This window comes from Pseudomonas sp. YL2 (assembly GCF_023063025.1).
GTDB lineage: Bacteria > Pseudomonadota > Gammaproteobacteria > Pseudomonadales > Pseudomonadaceae > Aquipseudomonas > Aquipseudomonas putida_A.
The window spans coordinates 46,349-64,409 of the sequence record NZ_JAJSLU010000006.1; the positions used below are offsets into that span (position 1 = coordinate 46,349).

Annotated in this window: 20 protein-coding genes; 15 read left to right on the forward strand and 5 right to left on the reverse strand. The window is 60.9% G+C overall.

The genetic code is table 11. From position 1 onward, the window contains the following. Positions 1–124 precede the first annotated feature (124 nt). From LVD08_RS11220 to LVD08_RS11260, 9 genes are all read left to right on the forward strand, one after another. Entirely contained in the window at positions 125–1,000 is an 876-nt protein-coding gene (locus tag LVD08_RS11220) for an SMP-30/gluconolactonase/LRE family protein (RefSeq protein ID WP_115989157.1), read from the forward strand. A gap of 270 nt (positions 1,001–1,270) precedes the next feature. Continuing rightward, positions 1,271–2,089, forward strand: a complete 819-nt coding sequence (locus tag LVD08_RS11225) for an SDR family oxidoreductase (RefSeq protein ID WP_027612368.1) — start codon at positions 1,271–1,273, stop codon at positions 2,087–2,089. A 278-nt stretch (positions 2,090–2,367) separates the two neighbouring features. After that, positions 2,368–3,372 (forward strand): substrate-binding domain-containing protein, encoded by a 1,005-nt coding sequence (locus tag LVD08_RS11230; RefSeq protein ID WP_027612369.1) that lies wholly within the window; start codon positions 2,368–2,370, stop codon positions 3,370–3,372. Between the two features lie 33 nt (positions 3,373–3,405). Beyond that, on the forward strand, positions 3,406–4,950 hold the full coding sequence (araG, locus tag LVD08_RS11235) for an L-arabinose ABC transporter ATP-binding protein AraG (protein WP_247268149.1): 1,545 nt from the start codon (positions 3,406–3,408) through the stop codon (positions 4,948–4,950). A gap of 12 nt (positions 4,951–4,962) precedes the next feature. Continuing rightward, the gene (araH, locus tag LVD08_RS11240; protein WP_027612371.1) at positions 4,963–5,931 is read left to right on the forward strand and encodes an L-arabinose ABC transporter permease AraH; all 969 of its coding nucleotides are present in this window, start codon (positions 4,963–4,965) and stop codon (positions 5,929–5,931) included. Between the two features lie 186 nt (positions 5,932–6,117). Next, complete coding sequence (locus LVD08_RS11245) at positions 6,118–6,831, forward strand: GntR family transcriptional regulator (RefSeq protein ID WP_247268150.1); 714 nt, start codon at positions 6,118–6,120, stop codon at positions 6,829–6,831. Next, positions 6,828–7,826 carry an ADP-ribosylglycohydrolase family protein gene (locus LVD08_RS11250; protein WP_247268151.1) on the forward strand — a complete coding sequence of 333 codons (999 nt, stop codon included), beginning with the start codon at positions 6,828–6,830 and terminating at the stop codon, positions 7,824–7,826. Before LVD08_RS11245 ends, LVD08_RS11250 begins: the two co-directional genes overlap by 4 nt. A gap of 215 nt (positions 7,827–8,041) precedes the next feature. Beyond that, positions 8,042–9,508 carry a purine-cytosine permease family protein gene (locus LVD08_RS11255; protein ID WP_247268152.1) on the forward strand — a complete coding sequence of 489 codons (1,467 nt, stop codon included), beginning with the start codon at positions 8,042–8,044 and terminating at the stop codon, positions 9,506–9,508. After that, positions 9,501–10,430 carry a PfkB family carbohydrate kinase gene (locus LVD08_RS11260; RefSeq protein ID WP_247268153.1) on the forward strand — a complete coding sequence of 310 codons (930 nt, stop codon included), beginning with the start codon at positions 9,501–9,503 and terminating at the stop codon, positions 10,428–10,430. Before LVD08_RS11255 ends, LVD08_RS11260 begins: the two co-directional genes overlap by 8 nt. A gap of 116 nt (positions 10,431–10,546) precedes the next feature. Here the strand turns inward: LVD08_RS11260 and LVD08_RS11265 are convergent, their stop codons facing one another. The 4 genes from LVD08_RS11265 to LVD08_RS11280 form a co-directional block, all read right to left on the reverse strand. Continuing rightward, positions 10,547–10,927, reverse strand: coding sequence for a Rho termination factor N-terminal domain-containing protein (locus LVD08_RS11265; RefSeq protein WP_027612376.1), 381 nt, complete (start codon positions 10,925–10,927; stop codon positions 10,547–10,549). A gap of 63 nt (positions 10,928–10,990) precedes the next feature. Next, positions 10,991–11,248: a hypothetical protein gene (locus LVD08_RS11270; RefSeq protein ID WP_096794892.1), complete on the reverse strand. Its 258-nt coding sequence runs from the start codon at positions 11,246–11,248 to the stop codon at positions 10,991–10,993. A 44-nt stretch (positions 11,249–11,292) separates the two neighbouring features. Then, entirely contained in the window at positions 11,293–11,637 is a 345-nt protein-coding gene (locus LVD08_RS11275) for a hypothetical protein (RefSeq protein WP_247268154.1), read from the reverse strand. A 97-nt stretch (positions 11,638–11,734) separates the two neighbouring features. Then, positions 11,735–12,388 carry an HD domain-containing protein gene (locus LVD08_RS11280; protein WP_139054903.1) on the reverse strand — a complete coding sequence of 218 codons (654 nt, stop codon included), beginning with the start codon at positions 12,386–12,388 and terminating at the stop codon, positions 11,735–11,737. A gap of 215 nt (positions 12,389–12,603) precedes the next feature. Here LVD08_RS11280 and LVD08_RS11285 point away from each other — a divergent pair, with 215 nt between their 5' ends. From LVD08_RS11285 to LVD08_RS11295, 3 genes are all read left to right on the forward strand, one after another. Beyond that, positions 12,604–13,083 (forward strand): GNAT family N-acetyltransferase, encoded by a 480-nt coding sequence (locus LVD08_RS11285; protein ID WP_007961964.1) that lies wholly within the window; start codon positions 12,604–12,606, stop codon positions 13,081–13,083. Between the two features lie 661 nt (positions 13,084–13,744). Continuing rightward, positions 13,745–14,035 carry a hypothetical protein gene (locus LVD08_RS11290; RefSeq protein ID WP_247268155.1) on the forward strand — a complete coding sequence of 97 codons (291 nt, stop codon included), beginning with the start codon at positions 13,745–13,747 and terminating at the stop codon, positions 14,033–14,035. After that, on the forward strand, positions 14,028–14,522 hold the full coding sequence (locus LVD08_RS11295) for a hypothetical protein (protein ID WP_096794896.1): 495 nt from the start codon (positions 14,028–14,030) through the stop codon (positions 14,520–14,522). The genes LVD08_RS11290 and LVD08_RS11295 overlap by 8 nt, the downstream gene beginning before the upstream one ends. Before the next feature lie 43 nt (positions 14,523–14,565). Here LVD08_RS11295 and LVD08_RS11300 read toward each other — a convergent pair whose 3' ends face one another. Continuing rightward, complete coding sequence (locus tag LVD08_RS11300; RefSeq protein WP_247268156.1) at positions 14,566–15,012, reverse strand: hypothetical protein; 447 nt, start codon at positions 15,010–15,012, stop codon at positions 14,566–14,568. Between the two features lie 190 nt (positions 15,013–15,202). Between LVD08_RS11300 and LVD08_RS11305 the strand changes: the two genes are divergently transcribed. From LVD08_RS11305 to dgoD, 3 genes are read left to right on the forward strand one after another with little or no spacing between them, the layout of a single operon-like run. Then, positions 15,203–16,192: a 2-dehydro-3-deoxygalactonokinase gene (locus tag LVD08_RS11305; protein ID WP_247268157.1), complete on the forward strand. Its 990-nt coding sequence runs from the start codon at positions 15,203–15,205 to the stop codon at positions 16,190–16,192. A gap of 19 nt (positions 16,193–16,211) precedes the next feature. Beyond that, positions 16,212–16,832: a 2-dehydro-3-deoxy-6-phosphogalactonate aldolase gene (locus LVD08_RS11310; protein ID WP_041069252.1), complete on the forward strand. Its 621-nt coding sequence runs from the start codon at positions 16,212–16,214 to the stop codon at positions 16,830–16,832. A 48-nt stretch (positions 16,833–16,880) separates the two neighbouring features. Continuing rightward, entirely contained in the window at positions 16,881–18,029 is a 1,149-nt protein-coding gene (gene dgoD, locus LVD08_RS11315) for a galactonate dehydratase (protein ID WP_247268158.1), read from the forward strand. Positions 18,030–18,061 lie beyond the last annotated feature (32 nt).

The following is an 18,061-nucleotide window of genomic DNA, read 5'->3' on the forward strand; positions in this document are numbered from 1 at the left end:
ATCCCCCTGTGGGAGTGGCCCTGCTCGGGAGGGGGGTGGGTCAGCCCCACTCGTCGTCCCTGCCCCCCCGCTCCCGCGACCAGGCTCACTCCTACAGTTAAAACAACAACATGAAGGATTCGATATGCCGTTGACCGCCGTAACCCAACACCGCGCCAGGCTCGGTGAAGGGCCATTCTGGGACGCCCCGACCCAGGCGCTGTACTGGGTCGATATCGCCGGCAAGCAGGCGCTGCGGCTGATCGGCAACAACGTGCAGATCTGGCAGATGCCCGAGCACGTTTCCGCGTTCATACCCTGTGCGAGCGGCGATGCGCTGGTGACCCTGAGCAGCGGCGTGTACCGCCTGGACCTCGATTCCCCGGGCCTCGAACCACGCCTTACGCTGTTCTGCATTGCCGACCCGCAACCGGGCAATCGGCCCAATGAGGCACGCTGCGACGCCCAAGGCCGACTGTGGCTCGGCACCATGCAGAACAACATCGGTGACAACGGCGAAGACCTGCCGATCGAGCGTCGTTCCGGCGGCTTGTTTCGCATTGATCCCGACCAGCGTGTCACGCCATTGCTGCTCGGTCTCGGCATTCCCAACACACTGCTGTGGAGTGATGACGGCACCACGCTGCTGTTCGGCGACAGCCTCGACGGGGCGCTCAATCGCTATTTCATTCACACCGACGGTAATCTCGGCAACGCCGAAATCTGGTACGGCCCCGACCAGAACGGTGGCCCGGATGGTTCGGCAGTCGACGCCGAAGGGTATGTGTGGAACGCGCGTTGGGACGGCAGCTGCCTGTTGCGCCTGACGCCGGACGGCAAGGTCGACCGCAAAATCGATCTGCCTGTCAGCCGTCCAACCAGTTGCGTATTCGGCGGCGAAGACCTGAAAACCCTGTACATCACCAGCGCCCAGAGTCCCCACAACCATCCGCTGGATGGCGCAGTTCTGTCGATGCGGGTCGATGTGCCGGGCAAACTTTGCACGCGCTTTGCTGGCTAAATCCCAAAATATGGGATGCAAAATTATATATTGAGATTATTTGGCAGTCGGGTTTATAGTCGGCTCCAGCAGTAACACGCACTCACACTTAAAAAGAACAAAACAGGTGAAGTGATGCAGCGAACCTCTATCGCACTCCTCAGCGGAGTCAGCGTCTCGCAACGGCCCGGCGTCGCTCGCCGCGCCTGCCTGTTTCGTTTTCACAGTTTTCCAGACCGGACATCGGCAGATGCCCGGTTTTTTTGTGCTGACGAACAGGAGTCCTGATCCATGGCTGAACCTCTTTCCTTGCCGCCGGTGCCCGCGCCGCCGAAGGGTGAGCGTCTGAAAAACAAAGTGGTGCTGCTGACTGGCGCCGCCCAAGGCATCGGCGAAGCCATTGTTGCCACGTTCGCCTCGCAGCAGGCCAGACTGGTGATCAGCGATATTCAGGCAGAGAAGGTCGAGAAGGTTGCCGCCCAGTGGCGCGACAAGGGCTACGACGTGCAGGCGATCAAGGCTGACGTCTCGCGCCAGCAAGACCTGCATGCCATGGCCAGACGGGCGATCGAGCTGCACGGGCGCATCGACGTGCTGGTCAACTGCGCCGGGGTCAACGTGTTCCGCGACCCGCTGCAAATGACCGAAGAAGACTGGCGTCGTTGCTTCGCCATTGATCTGGACGGTGCCTGGTACGGTTGCAAAGCCGTGCTGCCGCAGATGATCGAGCAGGGTGTCGGCAGCATCATCAACATCGCCTCGACCCATTCCAGCCACATCATTCCCGGCTGTTTCCCGTATCCGGTGGCCAAGCACGGCCTGCTTGGGCTGACCCGGGCGCTGGGTATCGAGTACGCGGCGAAGGGCGTTCGGGTCAACGCCATCGCCCCGGGGTACATCGAGACGCAACTCAACGTCGATTACTGGAACGGTTTCGCCGATCCGCACGCCGAGCGTCAGCGAGCATTCGATCTGCACCCGCCGAAGCGCATCGGCCAGCCGCTCGAAGTGGCGATGACCGCGGTGTTTCTGGCCAGTGATGAAGCGCCGTTCATCAACGCCTCGTGCATCACCATCGATGGTGGGCGCTCGGTGATGTACCACGACTGAGTGGATCGGGTTTCAGGCGGTGAACTCCGCGTGAAATCCAATCATCATACGATATGACTATTTTCAACAGGCTTTGCAGCAGTACGTGTCACGCCACCACACCTGTGGCGAGGGAGCTCGCTCCCGCTCGGCTGCGCAGCAGTCGTAAATTCGGGCTGCGCGGTGTGTTTGATTGACCGAGGTAACCGGTTTTAGGGCCGCTTCGCAGCCCAGCGGGAGCAAGCTCCCTCGCCACAAGCTGTTTAATTTGCTCAAAAAAAATAACAAGGAGTCAGCTTATGAAACGTCGTTTCGGGATTCGTACCCTGTGCAGTGCCGCCCTGGCGGTCACCGCGTTCAGTCTGAGCAGTACGCTGCTCGCTGCCGATGCCGTGAAAATCGGTTTCCTGGTCAAACAGGCTGAAGAGCCGTGGTTCCAGACCGAGTGGGCTTTTGCTGAAAAAGCCGCCAAGGACAAGGGCTTCGAACTGATCAAGATCGCCGTGCCAGACGGCGAGAAAACTCTCTCGGCCATCGACAGCCTCGCGGCCAACGGTGCCAAAGGCTTCGTGATCTGCCCGCCGGATGTATCCCTCGGCCCGGCGATCATGGCCAAAGCCAAACTCAACGACCTCAAAGTGATTGCCGTGGACGACCGTTTCGTCGACGCCAACGGCAAGTTCATGGAAGACGTGCCGTACCTCGGCATGGCCGCGTTTGAGGTCGGCCAGAAGCAGGGCAACGCGATGGTTGCCGAAGCGAAGAAACGCAACTGGGACTGGAAAGACACCTACGCGGTGGTCAACACCTACAACGAACTCGACACCGGCAAGAAGCGCACCGACGGTTCGATGAAGGCGCTCGAAGACGCCGGTCTGCCGAAAGACCACATCCTGACCGCCGCACTGAAAACCCTCGACGTGCCGGGCAGCATGGACGCCACCAACTCGGCGCTGGTCAAGCTGCCCAGTGCGGCGAAGAACCTGATCATCGGTGGCATGAACGACAACACCGTACTCGGCGGCGTCCGCGCCACCGAAGCCGCCGGGTTCGCTGCGGCCAATGTGATTGGCATCGGCATCAACGGCACCGACGCCATCGGCGAGCTGAAAAAGCCCAACAGTGGTTTCTTCGGTTCGATGCTGCCAAGCCCGCACATCGAAGGCTACAAGACCGCCGAGATGATGTACGAGTGGGTCACCACCGGCAAAGAACCGCCGAAGTACACGGCGATGGACGACGTCACCCTGATCACCCGCGAGAACTTCAAGCAAGAGCTGGAAAAAATCGGCCTGTGGAATTGATGGCTGCTCGATCGGTGTGAAGAGGTGACTCAGATGCACGCGCAAGTACAGACACACTCAAGCAGCGCCGGCGGCAGCCTGCGCTTCAACGGGATCGGCAAGACCTTCCCCGGGGTCAAGGCGCTGGACGCCATCAGCTTCGTCGCCCATCCAGGGCAGGTGCACGCCTTGATGGGCGAGAACGGCGCCGGCAAATCGACCCTGCTGAAAATCCTCGGTGGCGCCTACATTCCGAGCAGCGGCGAGTTGCAGATCGGCGAGCAGACCATGGCGTTCAAGTCGACCGCCGACAGCATCGGCAGCGGCGTCGCGGTGATTCACCAGGAGCTGCATCTGGTGCCGGAAATGAGCGTGGCCGAGAACCTGTTTCTCGGTCATCTGCCGGCCAGTTTCGGCCTGATCAATCATGGCGTCCTGCGCCAGAATGCCTTGGCCTGCCTCAAGGGCCTGGCCGATGAAATCGATCCGCAGACCAAGGTCGGGCGCCTGTCGCTCGGTCAGCGGCAACTGGTGGAGATCGCCAAGGCGCTGTCCCGTGGCGCGCATGTGATCGCCTTCGATGAGCCGACCAGCAGCCTCTCGGCGCGCGAAATCGACCGTTTGATGGCGATCATCAGTCGCCTGCGGGACGAAGGCAAAGTGGTGCTCTACGTCTCGCATCGCATGGAAGAAGTATTCCGCATTTGCGACGCGGTGACGGTGTTCAAGGACGGCCGTTACGTGCGCACCTTCGATGACATGAGCCAGTTGACCCACGATCAACTGGTGACCTGCATGGTCGGCCGCGACATTCAGGACATCTACGATTACCGCAGCCGTCCACGCGGCGCGGTGGCATTGAAGGTCGACGGTCTGCTTGGCCCGGGGCTGCGTGAGCCGGTGAGTTTCGAGGCGCACAAGGGCGAGATTCTCGGGCTGTTCGGCCTGGTCGGGGCCGGGCGCACCGAGCTGTTCCGCTTGCTCAGCGGGCTTGAACGCAACACCGCCGGACGCCTCGAACTGCGGGGGCATGAATTGAAATTGCGCTCACCGCGCGATGCGATTGCCGCCGGGATCCTGCTGTGCCCCGAGGACCGCAAAAAAGAGGGGATCATCCCGCTGGCCAGCGTTGCCGAGAACATTAACATCAGCGCGCGCGGCGCCAATGCCAGCCTCGGCTGCCTGCTGCGCGGGCTGTGGGAGAAGGGCAACGCCGACAAGCAGATCAAGGCGCTGAAAGTCAAAACCCCGCACGCCGGTCAGCAGATCAAATTCCTGTCCGGCGGCAATCAGCAGAAGGCGATTCTCGGTCGCTGGCTGTCGATGCCGATGAAGGTCCTGCTGCTCGATGAGCCGACTCGCGGCATCGACATCGGCGCCAAGGCCGAGATCTACCAGATCATCCATAACCTGGCCGCCGACGGTATTTCGGTGATCGTGGTGTCCAGCGACCTCATGGAGGTGATGGGCATTTCCGACCGCATTCTGGTGCTCTGCGAAGGCGCGCTGCGCGGCGAAGTCAGCCGCGACCAGGCCAATGAATCCAACCTGCTGCAACTGGCTTTGCCGCGCCATCGCGCTGACGGCGTGGCGAACTGAGAGGTGACTATGATGACCATCCAAAACAAGGCGCTGCCGACTCCCCGCAAACCGCTGGACCTGCGGCGCTTCCTCGACGACTGGGTCATGCTGCTGGCGGCGATCGGTATCTTCGTCGCCTGCACGCTGCTGATCGATAACTTCCTCTCGCCGCTGAACATGCGCGGGCTGGGTCTGGCGATTTCCACTACCGGCATCGCCGCGTGCACCATGCTCTACTGTCTGGCGTCGGGGCACTTCGACTTGTCGGTGGGCTCGGTGATCGCCTGCGCCGGTGTGGTGGCGGCGGTGGTGATGCGCGACACCAACAGCGTGTTCCTCGGCGTCAGCGCGGCGCTGGTGATGGGCCTGATAGTCGGGCTGATCAACGGCATCGTGATCGCCAAGTTGCGGGTCAACGCGTTGATCACCACGCTGGCGACCATGCAGATCGTTCGCGGCCTGGCGTACATTTTTGCCAACGGCAAAGCGGTGGGCGTGTCGCAGGAATCGTTCTTCGTCTTCGGCAACGGTCAGTTGTTCGGCGTGCCGGTGCCGATTCTGATCACCATCGTCTGCTTCCTGTTCTTCGGCTGGCTGCTGAACTACACCACCTACGGGCGCAACACCATGGCCATCGGTGGCAACCAGGAGGCGGCGTTGCTCGCCGGGGTGAACGTTGACCGGACCAAGATCATCATCTTCGCCGTGCACGGCGTGATCGGTGCGCTGGCCGGGGTGATTCTGGCGTCGCGCATGACCTCCGGGCAGCCGATGATTGGCCAGGGTTTCGAGCTGACGGTGATTTCGGCGTGTGTGCTCGGCGGCGTGTCGCTGAGCGGCGGGATCGGCATGATCCGGCATGTGATTGCCGGGGTGCTGATTCTGGCGATCATCGAGAATGCGATGAACCTGAAGAACATTGATACGTTTTATCAGTATGTGATTCGTGGTTCGATTCTGTTGCTGGCCGTCGTCATCGACCGCCTCAAACAACGGTAAACCGCACTCCCATGTAGGAGTGAGCCTGCTCGCGATAGCGTCCTTTCAGTCACATCGTTGCTGGATGTGCCGACGTCATCGCGAGCAGGCTCACTCCTACAGTAGATCGCGCCGTTCTCCCGCCTCTCGTCACCTTCCCCAAATATTCCTTGCCCGTCTGCGCCGGTTTCGGGTATCAATTTGTACATGATTAGACAGGTACGATTTGACAAGAAACAACGGGTGGTCGACGAACTTGTCCGGCGCATTGAAAGCGGCCTCATGGAGGACGGCTTTCTGTTGCCCGGCGAGCATCAGTTGGCTCAGGAATTCAATGTCAGCCGTGGCACGTTGCGCGAAGCGCTGGCCGAACTGAAGCGGCGCAATTACATCGCCACGCAAAGCGGGGTCGGCTCAATCGTCACCTTCGACGGTGTGGCGCTCGATCAGCGTAGCGGCTGGGCGCAGGCCTTGGCCGACAGCGGGGCGCTGATCAACACCGAAGTGCTGCGCCTGGAAGCCGTGACGCGGCCTGATCTGCTTTCGCGCTTCGGCACCGACCAATTCATCACCCTCGACCGCCGTCGCCGCGCCAACGATGGCACGCTGGTCTCCCTCGAACGCTCTTTGATGCCGGCCACCGGCGGCCTGGAAAGCCTGCCGCGCGTCGGTCTGATCGACAACTCCCTGACCATCACCCTCGCTGCCTACGGCTACATCGGCGAGCGCGGCGATCAGTGGATCGGCGCCGAACCACTCAATGCCAAAGACGCCGAACTGCTCGGGCGCCCGGTCGGCACTGTGTTCCTCAAGGCCCTGCGTACCACCTACGACCGGCAGAACCGTTTCATGGAGCAGGTCGAAAGCCTGCTCGACCCGGTGCATTTCCGCCTGCACCTGCAATTTGGAGAATCGAAATGACCGCGCTCAACCGTGCCCTCGGTGCGTTTTATGGCCTGGCCCTCGGTGACGCGCTGGGCATGCCGACGCAGTCGCTGAATCGCGAAACGATCAAGACCCGCTTCGGCCACATCACCGATCTGCAGGACGCCGGTCCTCTGCAACCGATTGCCGCCAACATGCCCAAAGGTTCGATCACCGATGACACCGAACAGGCGATTCTGGTCGGTCAGTTGCTGGTCGAAGGCAAGGGTCAGATCGAGCCGGCAGTCCTCGCCCAACGGCTCATCGAATGGGAAGCCGAGATGCAGGCCAAGGGTTCACAGGACCTGCTCGGCCCATCGACCAAACGCGCCATTGAAATGATCCTCGCCGGCCACTCGCCGGAGGAGGCCGGGCGTTACGGCACCACCAACGGCGCGGCGATGCGCATCACTCCGGTGGGCATTGCGGCAGACGTCGCTGATCCCGAGCGTTTCATCGCAGCCGTGGTGCAGGCCTGTCAGGTCACCCACAACACCACGCTGGGGATTTCCAGCGCGGCGGCGGTGGCGGCGGTGGTCTCGGCCGGGATCAACGGCATGGATCTGGGCGAGGCATTGAACCTTGGCCAGCAGATTGCGCAACAGGCCGAGGCACATGGTTACTGGGTGGCCGGCGGGCGCATCGCTTCGCGCATCAGTTGGGCGAGAACCATCAGCGTCGACAGCGACAAGGCGCTGCTGGCGGATCTGCTGTACGACGTGATCGGCACTTCGGTGGCCTCGCAGGAATCGGTCGTGGTGTCGTTCGCCCTGGCGCAGCAAGTGGCCGTTGGCGAGATGAGCGCATTCGATGCGTTGTGCATGGCCGCCAGTCTTGGCGGCGACACTGACACCATCGCGGCGATTCTTGGCGCCATGCTCGGGGCCTGCCTGGGCCTTGAGAGCTGGCCGGCGCCGATGATTGCCACGGTCAAAGCGGTCAATCATCTGGAGCTTGAACCGTTGGTGCAGGGGCTGTTGACCCTGCGTTGACTGAGCTGACGCCTTCGCGAGCAAGCCCGCTCCCACAGGGGATTTGAGCCGTTCACAAATCTCCTGTGGGAGCGGGCTTGCTCGCGGATGGCGCGCTGCGGGTTACGGATTTTTCCCCCGCAATGGGTCGCACAGACAGGCCGAGGATGGCCGGGATGTCTTGTCGTTTTGCGTCATTGCCACAACCACAATAAAGGCAAACAGGAGCACTGTTCATGAGTTCAACAAACGCCGGGCAAAGCGCCGGGCAACTGGAAACCCGCGGCATTGAGCCGGTGCCGGAAGCCGAGTGCAACGGTCATCCGCTGCAACTGTTCTGGGTCTGGTTCGCCGCCAACATTTCCATTCTCGGCCTGCCATTGGGCGCCACGCTGGTGGCGTTTCGCGGGCTGGCAATCTGGCAGGCGTTCATCGTTGCCATCGTCGGCGCCGCCGGTTCGTTCGCCGTGGTCGGGATCATCTCGATTGCCGGCCGCCGTGGCCGCGCGCCGAGTCTGACCCTGTCGCGGGCGATCTTCGGCGTGCGTGGCAATATCGGCCCGACGCTGGTCTCGCTGATGTCGCGGCTGGGTTGGGAAACGGTCAACACCACCACCGCGGCGTTCGTGCTGCTGTCGCTGTGTTCGATCCTGTTCGGCTCGCCGGTTGAAGCGAAAAGTGCGCCAGTGCTGACGCTGATCTTCATTGCCATTTTCGTCCTGCTGACTCTGTCGGTTTCCGGCCTCGGTCACGCCACCTTGCTGGTGATCCAGAAGTGGGCGACCTACGTGTTCGGCGCGCTGAACATTCTGGTCGGCGGCTTCCTCTGCGCGACCATCGACTGGAGCGCGGTGTTCAACGCCACGCCAGCGCCGCTGAGCGCGATGATCATCGGCATCGGCACCATGGCCGCCGGCACCGGGATCGGCTGGGCTAACGCCGGTGCGGACATGTCGCGCTATCAGCACCGCAGCGTCAAGGCTGTACGGCTGGTCGCTTCGGCGGCGTTCGGTGCGGGGATTCCGCTGGTGCTGCTGATCACCCTTGGCGGCCTGCTGTCGGTGGGCAACAACGATCTGGCATCGGCGACTGACCCGATCGTGGCGATCCGCGACATGCTGCCGACCTGGATGGCCGTGCCGTACCTGATCACCGCGTTCGGTGGCTTGCTGCTGTCGAACAACCTGTCTGTGTACTCCGCCGGTCTGACCACGCTGACCCTCGGTCTGAAGGTCAAACGCGTGTACGCGGTGGTGGTCGACATCGTGGCGATCTTCGCCGGCTCGATCTACTTTATGCTGATCGCCGACAGCTTCTATGGCCCGTTCATTACCTTCATTTCGCTGCTGGCGGTGCCGATCACTGCGTGGGTCGGGATCTTTGTCGTCGACCTGCTTCATCGCCACTACTACAGCCCCAAAGACCTGCTCGATGTCAGCCCGAGCAGCGCCTATTGGTATCGCGGCGGCATCGAGTGGCGCGCGTTCGGCGCGTGGGCGATTGCCATCGTGCTCGGCTTCAGTTTCACCACCATCGGCACCACCGCCGAGAACGTCTGGTTCAAGGGCTTTTTGTCCGACTCGTGGCTGGGCCACAACGGCCTCGGCTGGATCGTGACCTTCGTGGTGGCCGGTGGCATTTACTTCGTCCTTGGCGGGGCGAAAGATCGTCGCGCCGCGCAAGTCGAGAACGCACATGCCTAAGATGTTGCACACCGGCCAGGTCATCATCGACCTGGTCATGGCCGTGGATCAGTTGCCGCAAGTCGGCGGCGATGTGCTGGCGCAGTCTGCCGCTTTCGAGGCTGGCGGCGGCTTCAACGTGATGGCCGCAGCCGTACGCAATGGTTTGCCGGTGGTTTATCTCGGTCGCCATGGCTCCGGACGTTTTGGTGACTTGGCGCGTCAGGCGATGAAGGATGAAGGCATACACATCGGCATCCAGATGCCTGCACAACGCGATACCGGGATATGCGTGGCGCTGACCGATGCGTCGGCCGAGCGCAGTTTCATTTCCTACATCGGCGCTGAAGGTGAGGTGACGCAGGACGACCTGAACAGTGTGGCCGCCGAGGCGGGCGATTATGTGTACGTCAGCGGCTACAGCTTGCTGCATACCGGCAAGGCCCAGGCCCTGCTGGACTGGACGCTGGCGCTGCCGGAAGCGATCAACGTGGTGTTCGATCCGGGGCCGTTGGTCGAGTCGCCGGACTCGGTGTTGATGCAGGCGCTGCTGCCGCGCATCGACGTGTGGACCAGCAACAGCGTCGAGGCGTTGCGCTTTACCGGGGCTGCGGACATTGGCGCGGCACTGGATCGACTCGCCGAACACTTACCGCCAGATGTGCTGTTGGTGGTACGCGACGGGCCGCAGGGTTGCTGGATTCAGCAGGCCGGTGAACGTCGGCATGTGCCGGGGTTCGCCGTGAAAGCGGTCGACAGCAACGGGGCGGGTGATGCCCATGCCGGGGTGTTCGTCGCCGGGTTGGCGCAGGGTGTGCCCGCCCATGAGGCGGCGCGGCGGGCGAATGCGGCGGCGGCTTTGGCAGTGACACGATGGGGGCCGGCGACTTCGCCGGGAGTTGCTGAGGTGGATGCGTTTATCCACGAGTCCTGCGGCGACTGATCAACCGCCTTCGCGAGCAAGCCCGCTCCCACAGGGAGATTTGCGTCGTTCACAGTTCCCTTTGTGGGAGCGGGCTTGCTCGCGAAGGGGCCATACGGCTCAGCACAAAATATGGATCAGCCGGCCTTGCGCAACGCCGCAATCAACTCATCCTTGCGCATCGAAGAGCGCCCGGCGATGTTCTTCGCCCGCGCCTCCTTGCGCAGACTGTCTACGGTCTGAGTATCCCGGGAGGCCTTGCTGTCACGCGCATGTCCCTCGCGACTGGCCACTGCGCGTCGTGACGACTCCTTGCGGTCTTCGGACTTGGCACTCGCCGGTTTCTTGCGTCCGGAACCGCCAGCCTTTTCGCCGCCGCCCGACTGTTTGTTGACCGTCGCCCAGGCACGCGCTTCGGCTGCATCCTTCGACAAGCCTTTTTTCTCATAGCTGTCTTCGATGTGTTCGGCTTTGCGCTTCTGTTCGGCGGTGTATTTGTCTTTGCTTCCACGAGGCATGGGATTTCTCCTCTTGTGTGCAGATTCGACCGCTCGCCGCACCGGCAGCGAGCGGCCTGAGGACTACTGCAGATCCAGCTTGCGCGCCGCTTCGACGCCAGCCGCACTGAGCTTGATCGGCAGATTCAACGAGTGTTCGCCGGCCTCGTTGCAAGTCACATGACCATGGTGGATCAAACCGCGATCCTGCAGGGAGGCGAGGGCGCTGGCCACCACTTTCTCGCCGCGATAATTGTCCAGCACCTCTTTGCCCAGTCCGCTCGGATGGGCATGCAGCAGGCGGGTGAGGACTTCTTTTTCCAGGTTTTTATCGACGTTCATGGTTACCTCTTCATGGATGTGAATAGGACGCTCGCGTCGGCGAACTACTGGCTGCCGCCCTCGGAGCCCGAGCCACCGGTGGTGGTTTTCGAGCCGATGCCGGGGCCGGCGTTATCGGGTGTGGCGGGGGAGTCAGGGGTGTTCATGCCACCCTGGCGACCGGGGTCACTGCCTTGGGTGCGTGGGTCGGTGCCAGTGGCAGGTGGCTGGTTGATCAAGGGTACGCCGGAGCCATCGGTGTTCATGCCTGGGGCACTGTTAATGGCAGGGGCGCGCGGTGATGGAACCGGATCGGTGGGGCCTGTGCCCGCTGCGGTGGTAGAAGCGGCGAAAACCGCAGGGCTCAGCAGGGCGGTGAAAACGAGGGCAGTCAACCTTGACGGGATCATAGGGCTTCTCCAGTGATTGAATTCCTTACCTGTGTTTGGTCTGCCCTTGAATCGGATTGGTGCCTGATGAGCGACGAACGGTCGAGACACAGGATTATCAGTCGAGGCCGATTTCTTCCTTGAACTGCTCCATGAAACCCTTCAGGCGTTGATGGCGGATCTGCGCCAGACGCTGACCGGCGCCAGTCTGGAAACCATCGGCGAGGTGCAGCAGCTTGGTCTGAAAGTGATCGAGGCAGAAGCGGGTGTCGTCGTAGTCGCGCTCCTTGGCTTCAGGGTCGAGCGGGTCATACAGCGCACTGCCCATGCGCCCGGCGACGTAGAAGGTGCGGGCAACGCCGAGCATGCCCAGCGAGTCGAGCCGGTCGGCGTCCTGGACCAGTTTCGCTTCGAGGGTCAGCGGGGTGATGTTGGCGGAAAAACTGTGGGCTTCGATGGCGTGGGTGACGCCACTGATTTTGCTTTCGGGCCAGTCCAGATCGGCCAGCACGCTGGCGGCTTTTTCTGCGGCGAGACGCGAAGCCTGCGAGCGCAGCGGCGAGTTTTTTTCCACGGACACGCAGTCGTGCAGCAGCACGGCAGCGAGCAACACTTCCAGGTCGCCACCTTCCTCGGCCTGCAAGGTGCGCGCGTTGTGCCAGACCCGTTGCAGGTGGGCGAGGTCGTGGGCACCGTCGTCGCCGGGTTCGAGGGCGTGGGGCAGCAGTGCTGCTGCAAGCGACTCCACGGGCATAAAAATCTCAGTGTTCATGAGCATCCTTTCAGACTGGCGAAGTTCCTTTGGGAGCGGGCTTGCTTGCGAAGGCGTCAATCCAGTCACCATCATTGTTGTCTGTCAGACCGCTTTCGCGAGCAAGCCCGCTCCCACATTGCAATATCGGCGCAGGATATTCTCTGCGCTGCCATGTGACGAGCGCCGCATCCGGCCTTAGTATGGCGCTTTCCCTTTTCCGACAAGGCCCGTTCATGACGATCGAAATCCGCCCGGCGACCCCCAGCGATGCGCCGCAAATCCTCGCCTTCATCACCGAACTGGCAGATTTCGAAAAGGCCCGCCATGAAGTCATTGCGAGTGTCACCGACATCGAGCGCAGCCTGTTCAGCGAAGGCGCGACCGCCCACGGCCTGATCTGCCTGCGTGACGGTGTGCCTATCGGTTTTGCAGTGTTCTTCTTCAGCTATTCGACGTGGCTCGGCAGCAACTGCCTGTACCTCGAAGACCTCTACATCACCCCCGAACAACGCGGCGGCGGTGCCGGCAAAACCCTGTTGCGGCATCTGGCGAAAATCGCCTGCGACAACGACTGCGGGCGCTTCGAATGGAGCGTGCTGGACTGGAACACCCCGGCCATCGAATTCTACAAATCCCTCGGCGCGCAACCGCAAGAAGAGTGGGTGCGCTATCGCATGGATGGCAAGGTGTTGCGCGAATTTGCCGAAGGCTGAGGAGATGATGGCAATCCGATGCTGAAGTGATTGCCGCCACCGGGATGGCGGTGTTGTTGTCGATCATTGAGATCAACCAGTTGGTGCAGTAGCTGATTCCGAGGTCGTCTGGTCTGGCCTCTTCGCGAGCAAGCCCGCTCCCACAGGGGACAGAGTTGTTAATGCAATATATGTCACACCGCAAGAACCTGTGGGAGCGGGCTTGCTCGCGAAGGCGCCCGTCAGAACAACAAATAATTCAGACTTTTTTACCAGGACTTCAGCATCACCCGACCCTCAAAAGCACCATCCTCGGGTTCTCCTTTCTGTCATCTGCAACCACCCCGCAACGGCTGCAGCCGTGACATCCGTTCGGTCGCGCCCTCCGCCAACTGCCTATGACGTAACAGCAGGTTTTTGCAGGCCTGCGGCATCTTTGGCAACCAAAGTGTGGCAAGCAATAACCTCGATATCAACAACCCCAGCGTTTGCAACGGCATTGGCCGTCCTCTGAACTAAAAATCTTGAAACTCAATGGCGGGCTCTTTATGGGACCGCCATTTCAAAAAGGATCTCGTAGTGACTGCGCACTGCCCGCCACCAGACACAACGCCACCGTGTGTGCCAACGGCTTGAGCAGCCAAAGCGACGGCTCGACGGTTTCACGCTTGGAGGACAGAACGTGTGTACGACGACGGGATGGGCGAGCGAGCATCAAAAAGAGCCCGCGCCTAAGGCTGAATATTGGGTGAATGTGAGAGCCGATGCCAAGGACTGGAATTTTTCCGACCTGGTGGCTGATTTCGGAGAACAGTGGGATATGAAGAGCGGTCCGAACATGAATGGCAGGGTTGACGTTAACCACGCTGATGCATGGGCCATTTATATTGCCGATCTTGGCGCCGGGCTGTCAGCCAGAGATGTTCTGATGGAATCGGTGGTGTTGCATTTTAAAGGAAGGAAATGTGCGTAAGTTAATTCTGATTTTGATGTTTTCGATGTGTGCTTCATGTGCGATCAGCCACGGAAAACCTACTGCAAAAATCGAGTATTTGGGGGTGGAGCGCTACTTGGATCGAAACATTTACCAAGTCAGTTTTTCGTCCGACGTCGATGTCGACAAACTCTTCAAGTCCAAGATAAGTCAGTCGCTGCTTTGTGCTTTGGGGGAGAGTAGAGATTTTTCGCAGTCGCGCAATCTGAATGAATATGGTGAAGGATGGATTGAGCCTCTGAAGCCTGCAGACGGATCCACTTTCAAAGCGGATCTCATGTTTTATCGTGTGAAAGACTCAACGAGTGAAACGCTGATGAGCAGCAAGGACTTAAGCACTGTATTAGCGGGGCGAAAAACAATCGCATGCAAAGTCAGAATCAACTCCTACTCCTACAAAATCTACTATTCAGAAACGATGAATATTCCTGTTGCTGAGCTGCTAAAGGAAATTGACAAGTACTGAGATCGGGCTTCTTGCCTGATCACAGGAAGCCTTGTTCTGATGCTCATTTCTCTGCGGATTCCCAATGACCGCTGAGCAACCCATCAAGTGTCTTTCGCACGGAAATCTTGAAAGCCCCGGCCTTCTCTTCATCGAAGGCCGCTTTCCAGTAGGTGTAGCCCTGACTGAAATCCGGAATCTGCGCCGTCTCTCCCACGCGACGAGTCAGGCTGCGCTGCAAAGCCTCGGCCTGGAAAGGCAGGTGGGGCATTGCGGTGAACTCGCCTCCGGTGACCGGGTTGATCATCCGAATGCCATCAACGCGGATATGCACGACGCTGCCGTAGTGCGGATAGCTTTCGATTTTGAGGATGGTCAAGGTCGAGGCTTCTTCACCCGGCCGGGTGTTGTAAGCCCAGATATCACCCTCCTTGATAGCGGGCAAGGCGCGGGCAATCGCCGCGAAGCAGAGTGCGCTGCAGAGGAGTAACGCCTTTAAAGCGGTTTTCATTTTTTCTTCCTTGAACCTGTCGAGAGCGGTCGTCGCGTGAATGGGATCGGCATTTTAGAGATTTGGCGAAGAAACGGCTGTTACACTTGTAAATCCCATAATATGGGAATGATATTTATATATTGAGATTTTCCTGCACCAAGGTTTATAGTCCGTCGCACTCACTGCCAAAAACAAAACAGGTGAAGCGATGCAGGCGCAATTGATCGCGCTCGACTGGGGGACGACCTCATTACGTGCTTACAAACTCGCGGCGGGCGGGGTGGTGCTGGAGCAGCGTGCGCTGTCGTCCGGGATCATGCAGTTACCGAAGACGCCGCGAGTCATCCACGGTGGTGAATGCGCCGACGGCTTTGAACTGGCCTTCGAAGAGGCGTGTGGCGACTGGCTCGAGGCGCAGCCGGATCTGCCGGTGATCGCCTGCGGTATGGTCGGCAGCGCGCAAGGCTGGCGCGAAGCGGCTTACTGCGAGACGCCGGCGAATGTCGCCAATCTCGGAAATTCCCTACAAATATTGGTCAGTCTGCGCGGCACCCGGGTGCACATCGTGCCTGGCGTGATCCAGCGTTCACGCCTGCCCAACGTGATGCGCGGCGAAGAAACTCAGGTCCTCGGCGTACTGCAGAACCTGCCGGCCGAGGCGGGCGGCGATCTGTTGATCGGTCTGCCGGGTAGCCACTCCAAGTGGGTGGAGGTGATCGAGGGCCGCATCACTCATTTCGACACCTTCATGACCGGCGAAGTGTTCGCTGTGCTCAGTGAGCACAGCATTCTCGGGCGTACCCAGCAACAGGGTGCGGCGTTCGACGGGTTGGCGTTCGACCGTGGCGTGCAAGTGGCGCTGTCGGCGGACGGCGAACTGGGCGTGCTTTCCACATTATTCAGTGCCCGCACCCTGGGCCTGACCGGCGAACTGGCGCCGACGGCGCAAGCGGATTACCTCTCTGGCCTGATGATTGGCCATGAACTGGTGGCGCTTGCCGCAGCCCAGCGGCGCCGACGCAATAGTGCGCATCTGCCGTCGATCATCCTCATCGGCAATGCGCAACTCTGCGCCCGTTACGGCCGTGCCCTCGATGCCTGCGGTTTCGCGCGCGTCACGCTGGCCGAGCAGGCCACCGAGCGTGGCCTGTGGCAACTGGCGCTGGCCGCCGGGCTGCTCGATTCCTCATCCCGTTAACCCTGACTGGAGGCCTGACATGCTCAAGCAAGCATTGGCACAAAACGGTCTGATCGCAATCCTGCGTGGCCTGCATCCGCAGGAAGCCGCTGCTGTCGGAGAAGTCCTGTATGCCGCCGGATTTCGCGTCATCGAAGTACCGCTCAATTCCCCGTCGCCGTACGAAAGTATCCGCATCCTGCGTCAGACCTTGCCCGCCGATTGCCTGATCGGTGCTGGCACGGTGTTGACGCCGGAGCAGGTCGAGTTGGTGAAAGAGGCCGGCGGCCAAGTGATCGTGATGCCACACAGCGACGCCAAAGTGCTGCGCGCAGCGAAAGCGGCGGGGCTGTACCTGTCGCCGGGAGTAGCGACGCCGACTGAAGCGTTCGCGGCGCTGGAGGAGGGCGCGGACATTCTCAAGCTGTTCCCGGCCGAGCAGATGGGCCCGGCGGTGGTCAAGGCGTGGCTCGCGGTGTTGCCCTCCGGGACGGTGCTGGCGCCGGTCGGCGGGATCACCCCGGACAACATGCAAGCGTTCATCGACGCTGGTGTGAAAGGTTTCGGCCTCGGTTCCGGCCTGTTCAAACCGGGCATGACGGTTGAGCAAGTGGCGGCCAATGCCAAGGCCTACGTGGCTGCCTGGAAGGCCCTTCGCTGAGATTTATCCGGCGCTGCGTGCGCTGCATCTAACAAGAGAGACAAACAGATGAAAATCACCAAACTCACCACCTTCATCGTCCCGCCGCGCTGGTGCTTCCTCAAGGTCGAAACCGATGAGGGTGTGACCGGTTGGGGCGAGCCTGTGGTCGAAGGCCGCGCACACACCGTCGCCGCTGCCGTTGAAGAATTGTCCGACTACCTGATCGGCAAAGACCCACGCAACATCGAGGACATCTGGACTGTGTTGTACCGCGGTGGCTTCTACCGTGGTGGCGCGATCCACATGAGTGCACTGGCCGGTATCGATCAGGCGCTGTGGGACATCAAGGGCAAAGCCCTCGGCGTGTCGGTCAGCGATCTGCTCGGCGGTCAGGTGCGCGACAAGATTCGTGTGTATTCGTGGATCGGTGGCGATCGTCCGGCCGACACCGCACGCGCCGCGAAAGAGGCGGTGAGCCGGGGTTTTACTGCGGTGAAAATGAATGGCACTGAAGAGCTGCAGTTCCTCGACTCCTTTGAGAAAGTCGATCTGGCCCTGGCCAACGTTGCCGCCGTGCGCGATGCCGTCGGGCCGAGCGTCGGTATCGGCGTCGACTTCCACGGTCGGGTGCACAAGCCGATGGCCAAGGTGCTGATGAAGGAGCTCGACCCGTACAAACTGATGTTCATCGAAGAGCCGGTGCTCAGTGAAAACTACGAAGCGCTGAAAGAGCTGGCACCGTTGACCAGCACGCCGATCGCCCTTGGCGAGCGGCTGTTCTCGCGCTGGGATTTCAAGCGGGTGCTGAGCGAAGGCTACGTCGACATCATCCAGCCGGATGCCTCGCATGCCGGCGGTATCACCGAGACCCGCAAGATCGCCAACATGGCCGAAGCCTACGACGTGGCGCTGGCGCTGCATTGTCCGCTGGGGCCGATTGCGCTGGCGGCGTGCCTGCAACTGGACGCGGCTTGTTACAACGCGTTTATCCAGGAGCAGAGTCTGGGGATCCATTACAACGAGAGCAATGATCTGCTCGACTACGTGAAGGATCCGCGAGTGTTCGACTACGACCAGGGCTTCGTGAAGATTCCAAACGGGCCAGGGCTGGGCATCGAGATCAACGAGGAATACGTGATCGAACGTGCGGCGGTCGGCCACCGCTGGCGCAACCCGATCTGGCGCCATGCCGATGGCAGTTTTGCCGAGTGGTGAGTCCCTTCTGACCCACCACAAATCCTTGTGGG

Excerpts from the sequence above, each read along its gene's own strand:
- LVD08_RS11220 (WP_115989157.1), top strand. The coding sequence starts at position 125 with ATGCCGTTGACCGCCGTAACCCAACACCGCGCCAGGCTCGGTGAAGGG.
- LVD08_RS11225 (WP_027612368.1), top strand. The coding sequence starts at position 1,271 with ATGGCTGAACCTCTTTCCTTGCCGCCGGTGCCCGCGCCGCCGAAGGGT.
- LVD08_RS11230 (WP_027612369.1), top strand. The coding sequence starts at position 2,368 with ATGAAACGTCGTTTCGGGATTCGTACCCTGTGCAGTGCCGCCCTGGCG.
- araG (WP_247268149.1), top strand. The coding sequence starts at position 3,406 with ATGCACGCGCAAGTACAGACACACTCAAGCAGCGCCGGCGGCAGCCTG.
- araH (WP_027612371.1), top strand. The coding sequence starts at position 4,963 with ATGACCATCCAAAACAAGGCGCTGCCGACTCCCCGCAAACCGCTGGAC.
- LVD08_RS11245 (WP_247268150.1), top strand. The coding sequence starts at position 6,118 with ATGATTAGACAGGTACGATTTGACAAGAAACAACGGGTGGTCGACGAA.
- LVD08_RS11250 (WP_247268151.1), top strand. The coding sequence starts at position 6,828 with ATGACCGCGCTCAACCGTGCCCTCGGTGCGTTTTATGGCCTGGCCCTC.
- LVD08_RS11255 (WP_247268152.1), top strand. The coding sequence starts at position 8,042 with ATGAGTTCAACAAACGCCGGGCAAAGCGCCGGGCAACTGGAAACCCGC.
- LVD08_RS11260 (WP_247268153.1), top strand. The coding sequence starts at position 9,501 with ATGCCTAAGATGTTGCACACCGGCCAGGTCATCATCGACCTGGTCATG.
- LVD08_RS11265 (WP_027612376.1), bottom strand. The coding sequence starts at position 10,927 with ATGCCTCGTGGAAGCAAAGACAAATACACCGCCGAACAGAAGCGCAAA.
- LVD08_RS11270 (WP_096794892.1), bottom strand. The coding sequence starts at position 11,248 with ATGAACGTCGATAAAAACCTGGAAAAAGAAGTCCTCACCCGCCTGCTG.
- LVD08_RS11275 (WP_247268154.1), bottom strand. The coding sequence starts at position 11,637 with ATGATCCCGTCAAGGTTGACTGCCCTCGTTTTCACCGCCCTGCTGAGC.
- LVD08_RS11280 (WP_139054903.1), bottom strand. The coding sequence starts at position 12,388 with ATGAACACTGAGATTTTTATGCCCGTGGAGTCGCTTGCAGCAGCACTG.
- LVD08_RS11285 (WP_007961964.1), top strand. The coding sequence starts at position 12,604 with ATGACGATCGAAATCCGCCCGGCGACCCCCAGCGATGCGCCGCAAATC.
- LVD08_RS11300 (WP_247268156.1), bottom strand. The coding sequence starts at position 15,012 with ATGAAAACCGCTTTAAAGGCGTTACTCCTCTGCAGCGCACTCTGCTTC.
- LVD08_RS11305 (WP_247268157.1), top strand. The coding sequence starts at position 15,203 with ATGCAGGCGCAATTGATCGCGCTCGACTGGGGGACGACCTCATTACGT.
- LVD08_RS11310 (WP_041069252.1), top strand. The coding sequence starts at position 16,212 with ATGCTCAAGCAAGCATTGGCACAAAACGGTCTGATCGCAATCCTGCGT.
- dgoD (WP_247268158.1), top strand. The coding sequence starts at position 16,881 with ATGAAAATCACCAAACTCACCACCTTCATCGTCCCGCCGCGCTGGTGC.